10 protein-coding genes and 1 pseudogene are annotated in these 15634 nt (G+C 75.4%); 4 read left to right on the top strand and 7 right to left on the bottom strand.

Annotated features, from left to right (window positions below; all coding sequences use genetic code 11):
* The 3 genes from GTR02_RS12285 to GTR02_RS12275 form a co-directional block, all read right to left on the bottom strand.
* On the bottom strand, positions 1-1040 hold a 1040-nt coding region (locus GTR02_RS12285; RefSeq protein WP_166607785.1), incomplete at its 3' end, for a substrate-binding domain-containing protein.
* Between the two features lie 27 nt (positions 1041-1067).
* Complete coding sequence (locus GTR02_RS12280) at positions 1068-2369, bottom strand: MFS transporter (protein ID WP_166607784.1); 1302 nt, start codon at positions 2367-2369, stop codon at positions 1068-1070.
* 63 nt (positions 2370-2432) lie between these two features.
* Positions 2433-4688 (bottom strand): family 78 glycoside hydrolase catalytic domain, encoded by a 2256-nt coding sequence (locus GTR02_RS12275; protein ID WP_166607783.1) that lies wholly within the window; start codon positions 4686-4688, stop codon positions 2433-2435.
* Positions 4689-4886: 198 nt separating this feature from the next.
* Here GTR02_RS12275 and rhaI point away from each other — a divergent pair, with 198 nt between their 5' ends.
* The 3 genes from rhaI to GTR02_RS12260 are packed head-to-tail and all read left to right on the top strand — an operon-like array spanning position 4887 to position 9618.
* The gene (rhaI, locus tag GTR02_RS12270) at positions 4887-6053 is read left to right on the top strand and encodes an L-rhamnose isomerase (protein WP_166607782.1); all 1167 of its coding nucleotides are present in this window, start codon (positions 4887-4889) and stop codon (positions 6051-6053) included.
* Positions 6053-8137 (top strand): bifunctional aldolase/short-chain dehydrogenase, encoded by a 2085-nt coding sequence (locus tag GTR02_RS12265; protein ID WP_166607787.1) that lies wholly within the window; start codon positions 6053-6055, stop codon positions 8135-8137. Before rhaI ends, GTR02_RS12265 begins: the two co-directional genes overlap by 1 nt.
* A 20-nt stretch (positions 8138-8157) precedes the next feature.
* Positions 8158-9618: a rhamnulokinase gene (locus GTR02_RS12260; RefSeq protein WP_166607781.1), complete on the top strand. Its 1461-nt coding sequence runs from the start codon at positions 8158-8160 to the stop codon at positions 9616-9618.
* 21 nt (positions 9619-9639) lie between these two features.
* Here GTR02_RS12260 and GTR02_RS24445 read toward each other — a convergent pair.
* Positions 9640-10511, bottom strand: a pseudogene (locus GTR02_RS24445) (universal stress protein).
* A 204-nt stretch (positions 10512-10715) separates the two neighbouring features.
* Between GTR02_RS24445 and GTR02_RS24440 the strand changes: the two are divergent.
* On the top strand, positions 10716-11381 hold the full coding sequence (locus GTR02_RS24440; protein WP_166607780.1) for a SemiSWEET family transporter: 666 nt from the start codon (positions 10716-10718) through the stop codon (positions 11379-11381).
* Between the two features lie 14 nt (positions 11382-11395).
* On the opposite strand, the gene GTR02_RS12245 is transcribed toward GTR02_RS24440, so the two are convergent.
* The 3 genes from GTR02_RS12245 to GTR02_RS12235 are packed head-to-tail and all read right to left on the bottom strand — an operon-like array spanning position 11396 to position 15308.
* Positions 11396-11875, bottom strand: a complete 480-nt coding sequence (locus GTR02_RS12245; protein WP_166607779.1) for a GNAT family N-acetyltransferase — start codon at positions 11873-11875, stop codon at positions 11396-11398.
* On the bottom strand, positions 11872-13242 hold the full coding sequence (locus GTR02_RS12240) for a glucose-6-phosphate dehydrogenase (RefSeq protein WP_166607786.1): 1371 nt from the start codon (positions 13240-13242) through the stop codon (positions 11872-11874). Before GTR02_RS12240 ends, GTR02_RS12245 begins: the two co-directional genes overlap by 4 nt.
* A gap of 38 nt (positions 13243-13280) precedes the next feature.
* Positions 13281-15308: an EAL domain-containing protein gene (locus GTR02_RS12235; RefSeq protein ID WP_166607778.1), complete on the bottom strand. Its 2028-nt coding sequence runs from the start codon at positions 15306-15308 to the stop codon at positions 13281-13283.
* Positions 15309-15634 lie beyond the last annotated feature (326 nt).

Here is a 15634-nt window from a genome sequence, read left to right as displayed (position 1 = left end):
GTGCCGCCCGCTCCGCCCCCGCGATCGGCCGGCACGGTGAGCGCGGGCGCGCGCGAGCGCCGCGACGTCGAGCGGCGCACGACGAGCTCGGGCTCGAACACCACCTGCTGCGCGGGCCGGCCCTCGACCTGGGCGAGCAGCAGCTCCACGGCCGTGCGGCCCAGCAGCTGCCGGGGCTGGCGCACCGAGGTGAGCGGGACGCTGGCCGTCGCGGCGAAGCCGATGTCGTCGTAGCCGACGATCGCGAGGTCGTCGGGCACGCGCACCCCCCGCCGGACGCACTCGTTGAGCACGCCGAGGGCCAGCAGGTCGTTGGCGCAGAAGACCGCGGTGGCGCGCGTGGCCGGCGGGTCCCCGAGCAGCCGCGCCGCGGCCTGGGACCCGGCCCGCACCGACATCCCGCTCGAGTGCACGTCCACCACGTCGCCCCCGGCCGCGGACCGGAGGCCGTCGCGACGGTCGTCGACCTGCCGCAGCCCGGGCGGGACGCCGACGAACGCGATGCGCCGGTGCCCGGCCCCGAGCAGGTGCTCCCCCGCGAGCCGCCCGCCGAGGACGTCGTCGACCGCCACGGACGGGTGCTCGGGGACCGCGGCGACGCGGTCGACGAGGACGAGGGGCGTCCCGTGGGCCCGCACGTCGCGCAGCGCGGCCGTCGGGGCGCCGCTCACGGGGGTCAGCAGCACCCCCAGCACCCGCTGCTGGTCGAGGCGGTGCAGGTGGCGCGCCTCCCGCTCGGCGGAGTTGGCGCTGTTGCACATGACGACCAGCGCGTCGTGCTGCTCCGCGAGCTCCTCGGCCCCGGCGATCACGTCGGTGAAGAAGGGGTTGGCGACGTCGAGCACGACCATCGCGATGGTCCGGCTGACCCCGGCCCGCAGCTGCCGCGCCGACTCGTTGCGGACGAAGCCGAGCTCGTCGATCGCCTGCTGCACCCGCGTCCGCAGCTGCTCCGACACGACCTCGGGGCGGTTCAGGACGTTGCTGACCGTGCCCAGCGAGACCCCCGCCCGCCGGGCCACCTCCTTGACGGTCGCCACGTGCTCAGCGTCCCACCCCGCCGCGGCTCACCGCGGGACCGGAGCGGCCGGGTCGAGGACCTCGCCGTAGCGGCCGGCCTCGATCTCCTGCAGCGTCCGGCCCTGGGTCCGCGGGGCGAACGCGGTGCCGACGACGAAGGAGACGACGAGCAGGCCGATCATGATGGTGCCGACGAACGGGACACCGCGCTGCGTCAGCAGGACCGGGAACCCGTAGCTGACGAGCCCCACCGCGCAGCGGGCCACGAAGAACAGCACCCCCTGGGCGCTCGCGCGGTAGGGCGTGGCGAACAGCTCCGAGGTCCACACGCTGTAGAACGCCTGCGCACCGATCCCCGCCGCGAGGCCCCACACGACGGCGTAGCCCAGCAGGGTGGGCAGCGACCCGTCGGCGAACACGAGCAGGACCCAGGCCACGACGCCCATCCCCGCGCCCAGCGCGTACAGGGCACGCCGGCTGACGCGGTCGCCGTACCTCATGAACCCGAAGGCCGTCGCCAGCACCGTGCACACCCAGACGAGCACCTGCAGCAGGTTCTGCTCGGTGCTGCTCGTGACGCCGGCCGCCGCGTAGACGCGGGGCATGAAGATGCCCGCCTGGCCGGCGACGATCCCCCAGAACGCGTAGACGCCCAGGAGGAAGAGCAGCGCGCTGACGTTGGCGCGACGGGAGAACAACCCCCGCAGCCCGCTCCCCGAGGCCCGCAGGGAACCGGCGGCGGACGCGGCCCGGTCGTCCTTCCAGATCGCCGACTCCGACAGCCCCTGGCGCACCCACCAGGTGACGGCGGCGACGACGAAGAGGTGCAGGAAGATGATCCGGTTCCCCAGCAGCCCGAGGGGACCGAGCGCCACCGCGAGGGAGAACCCGATGACCGGCCCCAGCGACCAGGCCAGCTGGGCGGTGCCCACGTGCCGGGCGCGCGCGTCCGCCGGCGCCTCCTCCGCGATGTAGGTCCACGACGCCGGGACTCCCGCGCCGACGGCGATGCCCGTGAGGACGAAAGCGACGAGGAGCATCGAGTAGCTGACGGCGAAGGCCGCGAGCAGCACGCCGACCATGTACAGGACGAGGTCGTAGGTGTAGATGAACTTCCGGCCGAGCCGGTCGCACAGCGGTCCACCGACCGCCGCCCCCACCGCCGCGCCGAAGGCGTTGGCCGAGACCGCCGCCAGCACGCCGACCGCTGCGTCGCTCACCCCGAAGCGCTCCTGCCAGGCGGTCAGGCTCACCGCGATCGCGATGATCGAACCGGCTTCGATGTAGTTCGACATGGCGACGGACGTGGTCGCCTTCCACCCCGTGGTGGAACGGGCGCCGATGGGCACGGGATCTCCTCGTCGAGCGTGCGGGGACAGTACGAGTGGTGCGTCTCGGGGGCGGGAGTGGGATCAGGCGGGACCGCGGTGGTGCTCGCCGGCCGCCAGCTCCTCCTCGGCCCGTCCCGGCAACCGCAGGACGGCGGTGGTGCCCGCGGGCACGGTGACGTCGACCGCGAGGTCGCCGTCCTCGAGGCGCCAGTGCACGGCCAGCGTGCCGTGCGGCGTGTCGAGCGACCCGCGCGCCCAGGTGAGGCCGCCCCCGGGCTGCGGGGCGACGAGCGAGCGCGCGTACCCGGGCTCCAGAGGGGCGAGACCCGCGATCGTGCGGTGCATCCAGTCCGCGACCGCGCCCAGGGCGTAGTGGTTGAAGCTCGTCATCTGGCCCGGGTTGATCGACCCGTCCGGCAGCATCGAGTCCCAGCGCTCCCACACCGTGGTGGCGCCCATCGTCACGGGGTACAGCCACGACGGGCACTCGCGCTCCATCAGCAACCGGTAGGCCACGTCGAGGTGGCCCGTGCTGGACAGGGCGCCGGTGACGAACGGGGTTCCCGCGAACCCCGTCGAGACGCGGTGGCCCGCCTGCTCGGCGAGCTCGGCGAGCCGGTTCCCGGCCCACTCCCGCTGCGCTCCCCCGAGCAGTCCGAACTCGATCGCGAGCGCGTAGACCGTCGCGCAGTCGCTCGTGACCCGGCCGTCGGCGTCGACGTAGTGCTCACCGAAGGCCGTGTGCACGCGCCGCGCGAGCTCCTCGAACCGCGAGGCGTCCTCGGTGCGGCCGAGCAGGCGGGCGGCCTGCGCTGTCGTCGTCGCGGAGCGGTGCAGGCAGGCGGTCGCCACGACGCCCGTGTCGGCCTTGGCGGCGGCCGGGGCGTCCGGCGGGGCGTCGGGGTCGAGCCAGTCCCCGAACTGGAAACCCGTGTCCCACAACCCCGTCGGGGACAGCAGCGTCGCGACCCGGTCGACGTGCGCCGTCATGGCCGGGTAGTTCTCCGCGAGCAGCTCGTCGTCGCCGTAGGCCTGGTGCAGCGCCCACGGCACCCAGACGGCGGCGTCGGACCACAGCGCGGTGCTGTCCGCGCCGGAGAACTCAGGCGGGTGCTCCATGAACTTGAGCACGTCGGGGACGACGAACGGGACGAGGCCGTCGTGCGCGCGCTGCTCGGCGTCGAGGTCGCGCAGCCAGTCGCGCAGGAAGTCCTGGACGTCGAAGAGGTAGGCCGCGGTCGGCGCGAAGGCCGCCAGGTCCCCCGTCCAGCCGAGCCGCTCGTCGCGCTGGGGGCAATCGGTCGGGACGTCCAGGACGTTCCCCCGCGTCCCCCAGACGACGTTGCGGTGCAGCTGCTCCAGCAGGTCGTCGGAGCACGCGAACTCCCCCGTGCGCCGCAGCTGCGAGTGCACGACGACCGCCTCGAGGTCCCCGGCCCGCAGCTCCCCGGGCCAGCCCTCGACCTCGGCGTAGCGGAACCCGTGGAAGGTGAGCGTGGGCTCGAACACGTCGACGCCGCCCGACAGCGTGAACGTGTCGGTCGCCTTCGCCGACCGCAGGGGACGAACCCCCAGCTCGCCGTGCTCGAGCACCTCGGCGTGGCGCAGGGTGATGACCGAGCCCGCCTCGCCCTGCACCGTGAACCGGAGCCAGCCCACGAGGTTCTGCCCGAAGTCGACGAGCGTCCGCCCCGACGGCGACGTCCAGACCTCCTTCGCGGGCAGCGCCTCCTGCCGCCGCACGGGCGGGCCGACGTGCTCGGTCAGCACCGAGGTGTCGAACTCGAGCGCCCGCACCCCGCCCCACCCGTCGCGGCTGCCCGCCGGGGAGGCCCACGACGGGTCGTGGCGCCGCGCGTCGGTGCTCTGGCCGTCGTAGAGGTCGTTGGCGGTCACCGCCGAGGCGTGCGACTCCCACGCGGTGTCCGTCACGACGACCTGCGTGGCGCCGTCGGCGAACTCGACCTCGAGCTGCGCGAAGCCGCCGAGGTCGTCGCCGTAGAAGGCCCCGCGACCGCTCCAGCCGAGCCGCCCGCGCGACCAGCCGTTGCCGAGCGCGAGCCCCAGCACGTGCTCGCCGCCGCCCGACAGCGCGGCCGTCACGTCGTGCGTGCGGTAGCGCAGCCGCCACTCGTAGCTGCTCCAGCCGGGGCTGAGCACGTCCTCGGACACGGGCCGGCCGTCCAGGTGCGCCTCCACCACGCCGCGGGCCGTGACGTGCAGGACCGCGCGCCGCACCTCGCCGTGGCCCTCGTCGAGGGTGAAGCGGCGCCGCAGGAGCGGCGCCCCGTCGTGGTCGGCGTCGGCGGCGATCATCGTGGCCTGCCAGCTGGGCATGGTTCCTCCGTGCGTGGGTGCCCGGCCGGGGACGGCGCCGGGGCGACGGGGCTTGAGACGTTTCACGAGGCGACCTCCCGACCCTAGGAGCCGCACCGAGCGCGGGTCAACGGGTGTCGGCGGGCGAGCGGCGAAGCGTTGTGAAACGTGTCAACCTGTCGCTACCGTGAGCGCAGCCCCCGACGGAGTGAGGTCCCCATGACATCCCAGGAAGCGGTGCTGACGGCTCTGCGCCGGCAGACCATCGAGCTGCCCTCGTGGGCGTTCGGCAACTCCGGGACGCGGTTCAAGGTGTTCGGCACGCCCGGGACCCCGCGCGACCCGTTCGAGAAGGTCAGCGACGCGGCGCAGGTGCACCGGTACACCGGGATCGCGCCGCGGGTGTCGCTGCACGTCCCGTGGGACCGGGTGGACGACTACGGCGAGCTCGCCGCGCACGCGGCCGACGTCGGCGTCTCGATCGGGATGGTCAACTCCAACCTCTTCCAGGACGACGAGTACAAGTTCGGCTCGCTCACGCACCCCGACCCGGCCGTGCGGGCCAGGGCCGTCGCCCACCACGCCGAGTGCGTCGACGTGATGCGCGCGACGGGGTCGAAGGAGCTCAAGCTCTGGCTGCCCGACGGCACGAACTACCCGGGCCAGGACGACCTCCGCGACCGCCAGGACCGCCTCGCCGAGTCGCTGCAGCAGGTCTACGCGCTGCTGGACGAGGACATGCGGATGGTCCTGGAGTACAAGTTCTTCGAGCCGGCCTTCTACCACACCGACATCCCCGACTGGGGCACGTCGCTGCTGCACTGCATGGCCCTGGGCGACCGGGCGAACGTGGTCCTCGACACGGGCCACCACGCACCCGGCACCAACATCGAGTTCATCGTGGTGCAGCTGCTCCGCGCCGGCCGCCTCGGCGCCTTCGACTTCAACTCGCGGTTCTACGCCGACGACGACCTCATGGCCGGTGCGGCGGACCCGTTCCAGCTGTTCCGCATCATGTACGAGATCGTGCGGTCCGACGCCCTGCGGCCCGAGTCCGGCGTGAACTTCATGCTCGACCAGTGCCACAACGTCGAGGAGAAGATCCCCGGCCAGATCCGCTCGGTGACCAACGTCCAGCAGGCGACGGCGAAGGCCCTGCTCGTCGACCGCGACGCGCTGCGCGAGGCGCAGCGGGCCGGGAACGTGCTGGCCGCCAACGACGTCCTGATGGACGCCTACGCGACCGACGTGCGCCCGCTGCTCGCGCAGCTGCGCGAGGAGACGGGGCTGGCGCCGGACCCGATGGCGGCCTACCTCGCCTCCGGGTACGCGGAGCGGACCGCGGCCGACCGCGTCGGTGGCCGCCAGGCCGGCTGGGGAGCGTGATGGGGGACGTCGTCGCGGGGTCCTCGGCCGACGGGCCCGTGGTCGAGCAGCTGCTGGCGCGCTCGCACGCGCTCGGCGCGGACCCGCGGTTCACCAACTACGCCGGCGGCAACACCTCGGCCAAGGGCACGGCACCCGACCCCGTGACGGGTGAGGACGTCGAGCTGCTGTGGGTCAAGGGCTCCGGCGGCGACCTGGGCACGCTGACCGAGGCGGGCCTCGCCGTCCTGCGCCTGGACCGCGTGCGCGCCCTGCGCGGGGTGTACGCGGGCCCTGACGGAGGGGTGGAGCGCGAGGACGAGATGGTCGCCGCGTTCGACTACTGCCTGCACGGCAAGGGGGGTGCGGCCCCGTCGATCGACACGGCCATGCACGCCCTCGTCGACGCCGCGCACGTCGACCACCTGCACCCCGACGCGGGCATCGCGATCGCCTGCGCCGCCGACGGCGAGGAGCTCACCCGCCGCGTCTACGGCGATGCGGTGGTGTGGGTGCCCTGGCGCCGCCCCGGGTTCCAGCTGGGTCTGGACATCGCCGCGATCCAGCGGGAGAACCCCGCGGCCCGGGGCTGCGTCCTCGGCGGGCACGGCATCACCGCGTGGGGCGCGACGAGCGCCGAGGCCGAGGCGAACTCCCGCTGGATCATCGAGACCGCCGAGGCGTTCCTCACCGACCACTCCGAGGCCGAGCCCTTCGGCCCCGTCCTGCCCGGCTACGAGGCGCTGCCGCCCGAGCAGCGGCGGGCGCGGGCCGCGGCCCTGGCGCCCGTCCTGCGGGGGATCGCCTCGCACGACCGGCCGCAGGTCGGGCACTTCACCGACGCCACGGTCGTGCTCGACTTCCTCTCCCGCGCCGAGCACCCGCGCCTCGCGGCGCTCGGCACGTCCTGCCCGGACCACTTCCTGCGCACCAAGGTCAAGCCGCTGCTGCTCGACCTGCCGCCCACCGCGACGGTCGAGGAGTGCACGGCCCGCCTGGCCGAACTGCACGAGGCCTACCGCGCGGACTACCAGGCCTACTACGACCGGCACGCGACGCCGGACTCCCCCGCGATCCGCGGCGCGGACCCGCTCGTGGTCCTCGTCCCCGGCGTGGGGATGTTCACCTACGGCAAGGACGGCCAGACCGCCCGCGTCGCCGGGGAGTTCTACGTCAACGCCGTCAACGTGATGCGCGGCGCCGAGGGCGTCTCGACCTACGCCCCCATCGACGAGGCGGAGAAGTTCCGCATCGAGTACTGGGCGCTGGAGGAGGCCAAGCTCGCCCGGATGCCGGCGCCGAAGCCGCTGGCCACCCGCATCGCCCTGGTCACGGGCGCCGCCTCCGGCATCGGCAAGGCGATCGCGACGCGCCTGGCCGCGGAGGGCGCGTGCGTCGTCGTCGCCGACCTCGACCTGGCGAAGGCGCAGGCCGCCGCGGCGGAGATCGCCGGCCCGCGGGGCGCCGACATCGCGGTGGGTGTGGCCGCGGACGTCGCCGACGCCGCCGCGGTCGCCGCCGCCGTCGACGAGGCCCTGCTCGCCTTCGGCGGCCTCGACCTGGTCGTGAACAACGCGGGGCTGTCGATCTCCAAGCCGCTGCTGGAGACGACGGAGAAGGACTGGGACCTGCAGCACGACGTGATGGCCAAGGGGTCGTTCCTCGTCTCGCAGGCCGCCGCGCGCGTCCTCATCGCCCAGGGCCTCGGCGGGGACGTCGTCTACATCTCCTCGAAGAACTCCGTGTTCGCGGGGCCGAACAACATCGCCTACTCCGCGGTGAAGGCCGACCAGGCCCACCAGGTGCGGCTGCTGGCCGCGGAGCTGGGCGGGCACGGCATCAGGGTCAACGGCATCAACCCCGACGGCGTCGTGCGCGGGTCCGGCATCTTCGCCGGTGGCTGGGGCGCTCAGCGCGCCAAGGTGTACGGCGTGCCGGAGGAGGAGCTCGGCGCGTACTACGCGCAGCGGACCCTGCTCAAGCGCGAGGTGCTGCCCGAGCACGTCGCGAACGCGGTCGTCGTGCTGACCGCCGGGGAGCTCTCGCACACGACCGGCCTGCACATCCCCGTGGACGCGGGCGTCGCCGCCGCGTTCCTGCGCTAGCGCGCGGGGCGGGGGACGACATGTCCGTCCACGTCGCGGTGGACCTCGGCGCCTCCAGCGGCCGGGTGATGCTCGGCTCGGCCGCCCAGGCCGGGTCCGGCAGTTCCTCGGGGCGCCACCTGGCGCTGGAGGAGGTGCACCGCTTCGGCAACGGGGCGGTGCCCGTCGCCGGCCGGCTGCACACCGACGCCGTCGGGCTGTGGCGCGAGGTCCTCACGGGCCTCGGCGCGGTGGCCCGGCACCCGCGGGGCGCCGCCGCGGTCTCGGTGGGCGTGGACACGTGGGCCGTCGACTACGGCCTGCTGGCCGCCGACGGCAGCCTGCTCGGCACGCCGCGGCACTACCGCGACCCGCGCACCGACGGGGTCGCCGAGACGGTGTTCGCGCGGATGCCGGCCGCGGAGCTGTACCGGCGCAACGGGCTGCAGCACCTGCCGTTCACGACCGTGTACCAGCTCATCGCGGAGGGGCGCGGGCCGCTGCTCGGCGTCGCGGACCGGCTGCTGCTGATCCCCGACCTGCTGGGGTTCTGGCTGTCCGGGGTCCTCGGGGCGGAGGCCACCAACGCCTCCACCACCGGTCTCGCCGACGTGCGCACGGGCCGGTGGGCCGACGACCTCGTGGCGCTCGCCGGGGTCCCCGCCTCGCTGCTGCCGCCGGTCCACGACCCGGGGACGGTGCTGGGCGGCCTGCGCCCGGACGTCCTCGCCGAGACGGGGTTGCCGGCGGGGCTGCAGCTCGTCGCGGTCGGCTCGCACGACACGGCCTCGGCCGTCGTGGCCGTGCCGGCCCGCGACGAGCGGTTCGCCTACATCGCCTGCGGCACCTGGGGCCTGGTCGGCGTGGAACTCGCCGACCCGGTGCTGACCGCGGACTCCTTCACGGCGAACTTCACCAACGAGCGCGGCGTGGACGGGCGGATCCGCTACCTGCGCAACGTCATGGGCCTGTGGGTGCTGCAGCAGTGCGTCGCGGAGTGGTCGGGCGAGCAGGGTCCGCAGGACCTCGCGGCGCTGCTCGCGGCCGCGGCCGCGGTGCCGCCCGGCGGGCCCGTGGTCGACATCGACGACCCGCGGTTCCTGCCGCCCGGGCCGATGGTCGCCCGCGTCCGCGCCGCGGCCGCGGAGACCGGCGCCCGCCCGCCGCAGGAGCCCGCGGAGGTGGTGCGCTGCGTCCTGGACAGCCTGGCGCAGGCGTTCGCGCGCGCCGTGGCCGACGCCGTGCGGCTGTCCGGGCACCACGTCGACGTCGTCCACCTCGTCGGCGGCGGTGCCCGCAACGAGCTGCTGTGCCGGCTGACCGCCGACGCGTGCGGGCTGCCCGTCGTCGCGGGTCCCGTGGAGGCCACGGCGCTGGGCAACGTCCTGGTCCAGGCCCGCGCGCACGGCGACCTCACGGGGTCGCTGGAGGAGCTGCGGGCCCTCGTGCGCGACACGACGGAACCCGTCCGGCACCTGCCCGGGACGGTCCTCGCCCGCTGAGCCGCCCCGGACCCACCGGCCTCAGCCGGGCAACACGACGACGGGCACCGGGGAGTGCCGGAGGATCTTCGTGGCGCGGGAACCGAGGAACACGCGCGCCACGGGACCCGCGGGCCGGGTGCCGACGACGAGCAGGTCACCGGCCACCCACTCCACGGCGTCCACGGCCTCCCGCCAGCCGCGACCGGCCACCACCTCGGCGGGGACGTCGGCGCCCAGGAGCCCCGCGGCGCGCAGCGACTCCAGGCCGCCAGCACCTCGTCCTCGGCGCCCGGGCCGTTGGCCGCGGGCACGGTGGTGCGCCCGCGCACGGCGAGCGAGACGACGCGCAGCGGCACCCGCAGGCCGGCCGCGAGCGCCTGCGCCCGGACGACCCCGTCGGCGTCGCGGCGCCCCGACGCGGCGAAGGTGACGCGCCCGAGCCGCGAGCCACCGCCCGCGGGCGGCGCGGCCGGTTCGCGGTAGCCGCGGGGCGCGAGCGCCAGCGGCACGGGTGAGGAGTGCAGCAACCGGTCCGCGGTCGAGCCGACGACGACCTGCCCGAGCTGGCCGTCGGCGGAGGAGCCGAGGACGAGGGTGGCCGCCCCCAGGTCGGCCGCGAGGTCCACCAGCGCAGCGGAGACCGAGCGGCCCACGCGGTGGTGCACCTCGACGCCCACGTCGGGCGCGACCTGCGCCAGGTGGGCGCGCGCGGAGTCGGCGGCCGTGGTCGCCAGCTGCTGCGACCACGACCGGAACCCCTCGTCGGGGCGGGCCGAGGCGTCGGCGTCCCACGGCTTCGGGACGACGGTGGCCACGGCGAGCTTCACGCCGAGCCCGCGGGCCAGGACGGCTCCGAGCTGCAGCGTCGCCCGGCCACCCTTCTCGGGCAGGTAGGCGGCCAGGACGGTCACGGGCGTCTCCTCGCGGGTCGGTCCGGGGGCGGGGCGGCGCCGGGTCGGTCGCGCCACCAGTGTGCGAGGGCCCGAGTCGGTCGGGCCCCTGAGTCTGTCGGGGCCCGGCCGCCCGTGCACGGCGGGTGGGCCGACGTGTGACCCGGGTCTCACGCACGGGCCCGGGCTCAAGGGACCCCGTGCGGGGGGACGAGACAGAGGCACGTGCCCGCCCTCTCCCTCGTCCCCCTCCTCGGTCTCGTGGCCGCCGCGCTCGGCGTCGTCACCGGTGTCCCGCAGGTCCTCCGGCTGCTGCGCAGCCCCGACGCCACCGGGCTCTCCTACCCCTCGGCCGTCCTGGGCGTGCTGTCCTCGGGCACGTGGCTGACCTACGGCGTCCTGCTGCTCGACCCCGCCCAGCTCCTCGCCAACGTGCCCGGCGTCGCGTGCGCGGTGACCACCGCGGTCCTGTGTGCGCGCCGGCTCCGGCTGCGGCTGTCGCGGACGTGGTGGGCCTGCGCCGTGTGGGCGGCCGTGGTGGCGGCCGCGGCGGTGCTGGGCGGAGCCGGGCTGGTCGGCGTCGCGGCGACCGCCGTGACGCTCGTGAAGATGCTGCCGCAGGTGCGCACGGTGCTGCGCCGCGAACCCCTCACGGGGCTGGCCCCCGCCACCTTCCTGCTCACCCAGGTGTCGGCGGCCACCTGGACGGCCTACGGCCTCGCGACGCACCAGCCCTCGGTCGTGGCCTGCTCGGCGGTCTCCGTCGTGCTCGCCGGAGTCGTCCTCTCCCGGCGCTGCCCGCCGCGCGCCGTGGTGCGCGCGCTGCACCACGGCCGGTGGGGCGTCCCCGGGCAGCTCCTCGTGCGGCCGGTCGTGCTGCTGGCCGCGTAGGCGGACCGGCGGGCTCAGCGCACCTTCGCCAGGTGCGCCAGCGGGACCCCGCGGTCGTCGACGCTCGTGCGCGTGCGGTGGTAGCCGGCCCGCTCGTAGCGGGCGACGGTCGCGGCGCTGTCGCCGCCCGTGAACAGGCGGAACTCCGTGACCTCCTGCGGCGCAGCGGCCTCGACGGCGGCGAGCAGGTGCGTCCCGATGCCGAGCCGCTCCTGGTCCGGCGCGACCGCGAGGCGGCCGACGTGACCGAGCGAGCCCTCGACGTGCAACCGGACGGTGCCGACCAGGCGGGTGCCGCGCAGCGCGACGAGGCACACGACGTCGTCGGCCGTGATCGCCGCGCGGACCGCCGCGACGTCCTCGCGCAGCGGCGGCAGCGACGGGTCGCCGTAGCGCTGCGCCTCGGCGACGAACGCGGCCCGCTGCACGGTCAGCAGCTCCCCCGCGTCGGCGTCGACCGCGGGCCGCACCACGACGCCGGCGGGCGGCGTCACCCGAGGAACCAGGCCCCGGGCTCCGCGAGCCGGTCGACGTCGTCGGGGCCCCAGCTGCCCTCGCGGTAGGGCAGCACGGCGGGCCGGTGCGCCGAGAACCCCTCGACGGCGGTCCACGCCGCACGCAGGCCCCCGACGCCCGTGAACAGCGAGCGGTCCCCCGCGAGGACGTGGTGGATGAGGTGGACGTAGGGCAGGGCCGGGGTCGCACCGTCGAGGCCGCGCAGGTCCACGGCCGCGGTCCCCACGGCCGTGCCGCCCTCGACGCCCGGGCGGCGCAGCACGAGCGAGACCTCGACCCGGTCGGCCAGCAGGTCGAAGCTCACCGCGGCGGGGACCCCGCCGGCCTGCTCCCCGGCGCGCGGGCCGTCGGCGACGGGCCGCAGGACCAGGGTGATGCGCTGCTCGTCGGCGGCCATCTTCTTGCCGCTGCGCAGCAGGAACGGCACGCCGCGCCAGCGGTCGTCGTCGATCCACAACCGCGCCGCGGCGAGCGTGTCGGTGCTCGAGTCGTCGCCCACGCCGTCGATCTCGCGGTACCCCTCGAACTGCCCGAGGACCACCTCAGCGGGATCGAGCGCCCGGAAGTGCTGCAGCGCAGCGTCCCGGGCGGCCTGCAGCGTTCCGGGCTCGAGGTCGGCCGGCGGCTCCATGGCCACGGTGGCGGCCATCTGGAACAGGTGGGTGACGATCATGTCGAGGAACGCGCCCGTGGCGTCGTAGAACGAGGCGCGCTGCGCGACGTCGAGCGTCTCCGCGATGTCGATCTGGACCTGGGCCACGTGCTCGCGGTTCCACAGCGCCGCGAGCCAGGGGTTCGCCAGCCGCGCGTGCACGACGTCCTGCACGGCCTCGAAGGCCAGGAAGTGGTCGATCCGGTAGACCTGGTCCTCGCCGAAGACGCGCTGCACCTCGGCGTCCAGCTCCTCGAAGGAGGACAGGGAGGTGCCGTAGGGCTTCTCGTAGACGACCCGCGCCCCCTCGACGAGCCCGTGCTCGGCCATGGCCCGGGTCAGGTCGAGGAACACCCCGGGCGGGACGGCGAGGTAGTGCACGAGCCGGCCGTCGCCGCCGACCTCGCCGCGCGCCTGCGCGAGCACCTCGGGGAGGTGACCCGGGTCGGAGGACGCGAAACCCCCGCCGGCGAACAGCAGCCGGGCGCTGAAGTCGTCCCACGGCCCGTCGCCGGGCTGCGGCCCGAACTCCTCGAGCGCCTCGCGCACGTGCCCGCGGAACTCCTCGTGGGTCAGCTGGCCGCGGCTGGAGCCGACGAGGCGCCACTGCTCGGGCAGCAGGCCCTGGCGCGCCAGCTCGAAGAAGGCGGGCAGCACGAGGCGGCGGGCGAGGTCGCCCGTGGCCCCGTACATCACGAAGATCGTGGGCTGCTGCGGGGTGTCGGTGCCGGTCACGGTGCCGACGGTAGTGACTCCCGGCGCGGTCGGCTCGGGGTGGCCGGGACGAGGGGGCGCTGCGCGTCCAGCCCGGCCGTGTCCAGCCAGGCCTCCAGCTGCGCAGCCGGCAGCGGCCGGCTGTAGAGGTAGCCCTGGGCGACGTCGCAGCCGAGGGCGACGAGGAGGTCGGCCGTGCACCGGTCCTCCACGCCCTCCGCGACGATGCTGAGGCCGAGGTGGTGCCCGAGGTCGACGAGCGAGCGGACGATGAAGGCGTCGGCACCGTCGGCGCCCATCGCCGACACGAACGACCGGTCGATCTTCAGGGTGTGCACCGGGAGGTCCTTCACGAGCCCCAGCGACGTGTACCCGGCCCCGAAGTCGTCGATCGCGAGGGTGACGCCCAGGTCCGCGAGGTCCTGCAGGACGCTGCGCGCCCGGGCCGGGTCGGCCAGGATCGCGCTCTCCGTCATCTCCAGCTCCAGGCACGAGGCCGGCACCCCCCAGCGCCGGAGCATCGCGGCCACGTCCGGCGCGAGGGAGTCGTCGCACAGGTTGCGCGCCGAGACGTTCACCGCGACGCGCACCACGCGTCCCGCCGCGCGCCAGCGCGCGCACTGCTGCAGCGCGGCGTCGACGACGTGGCGGGTCAGCGGGTGGACCAGCGCGGTCCGCTCGGCCAGCGGGATGAACACGTCGGGGGCCAGCAGCCCGCGCTGCGGGTGCTGCCAGCGGACGAGGGCCTCGACCGCGTCCACCGGCTCCCCGGACAGGGACACCTTGGGCTGGTAGTGCAGCACCAGCTCCCCCTCCTCCACGGCGCGGCGGAGTTCGCCCAGCAGGTTCAGCCGCTCGGCGTTGTGGACGTCGAACTCCGGTCCGTACAGGCAGACGCCGGAACCGCGCTCCTTGGCCGCGTACATCGCGATGTCCGCGTGCTGCAGCAGCTTCCCGACGTCGTCCTGCCCGGGGCTCGCGACGACGACCCCGACGCTGGCCTCCACGCTGAGCAGGACGCCCTCCACCTGCACGGGCCGCTGGAGCGCGGCGTGCACGCGCTGCGCGGTCTCCAGCGCGGCGTCCTCGCCGGCGCAGGCGGGCAGCAGCAGCGCGAACTCGTCACCGCTCAGCCGGGCGGTGGTGGCGCCGGCCGGCACGACCGCGCTCAGGCGCTGCGCCACCGCGACGAGCACCACGTCGCCGTAGGCGTGGCCGAGCGTGTCGTTGATCTCCTTGAACCGGTCGAGGTCGATGAGCAGCAGCGCCACGGCACGGTCGCGGCCCGGCCCGTCGACGGCGGCCGCGCGCAGCGCCCGCTCCCCCACCTGGCGCAGGCGCGTGCGGTTCGGCAGGCCCGTGAGCGCGTCGTGCAGCGCCTGGTGCTCGTTCTCCGCGGCCTGGGCGCTGACCTGGAGGCGGCTGCGCGTCAGCACGCCGAGGAAGACGCCGAGCAGGGCGAGCCCGGCCCCGAAGACCGCGGGGGTCGCGAGCAGCAGCAGGCGCTGCGAGCGGGCCACGTCGGCCAGGGCGGCGCCGGCCTCCGTGCGCTGGTCCTCGACCGCGCGCTGGACGACGTCCTCGATCGCCTCGTAGTGCGGGTCGACGAAGTCCTCCTCGTACTCCTCCGCGGCGGCCGGGGCCTGCGTCGAGACGGCCAGCAGACCCGCCACGGCGACCTCGTAGCGCGCGTGCAGGGCCAGCCAGCCGGCGACGCGCTCGGCCTGCGCGGCCCCCGCCGCCCGGCCGAGCTCCTGCAGCGCCGTGCGGGTGGCGGCGGCGGCCTCGTCGTACTCGGCCTGCGCGTCCGCGCCGCCCTCGGCGACGAGGGTGTCCGCGGCGTCCTCCTGCGCCAGCAGGGAGCGCCCGGCCTGCTCGGCCCAGTGCGCCACCGCGGCGCTGCGCTGGGCCTTGTCGGTGGCCCGGGCGTTGCTCACGGCCGCCGTGACGGAGAAGGCGGTCAGGACGACCAGCACCAGGACGAGACCCGCCGTGGCGACCCGCGACGTGACCCGCCGCGACAGCAGGCGCGAGAGCACGCGCACGGGCGCGACGCGCCCCCCGACCCGACGGACCCCCGTTGTCGTCCCCACGTCCCGCACGTCCTCACCAGCCCCTGCCCGTCCCGCCGAGTGGTTGCAGCGGAACCACCGGTATCGGCACGCGGGCCGCCCGACCGTCCTCCGCGGGCCCGGCGTCACCCGTCCGGCCCTGCCGCCACCCCGCCCGCCGCGGCCCTTGCGGCGGGGGGTCCGGGGCGCAGTAGGGTTGCCGACGTGGAGACCACGACCCCGCCCGCCCCCGCCCCGCGCGGGTCCCGCGGTGCGTGGTGGTGGGTGTCGGCGGTCGCCTGACGCTCCCACGTCCCAGG

The organism is Kineococcus siccus, from assembly GCF_009906795.1.
Taxonomy (GTDB): domain Bacteria; phylum Actinomycetota; class Actinomycetes; order Actinomycetales; family Kineococcaceae; genus Kineococcus; species Kineococcus siccus.
This window is presented reverse-complemented; position numbering and strand designations above follow the sequence as displayed.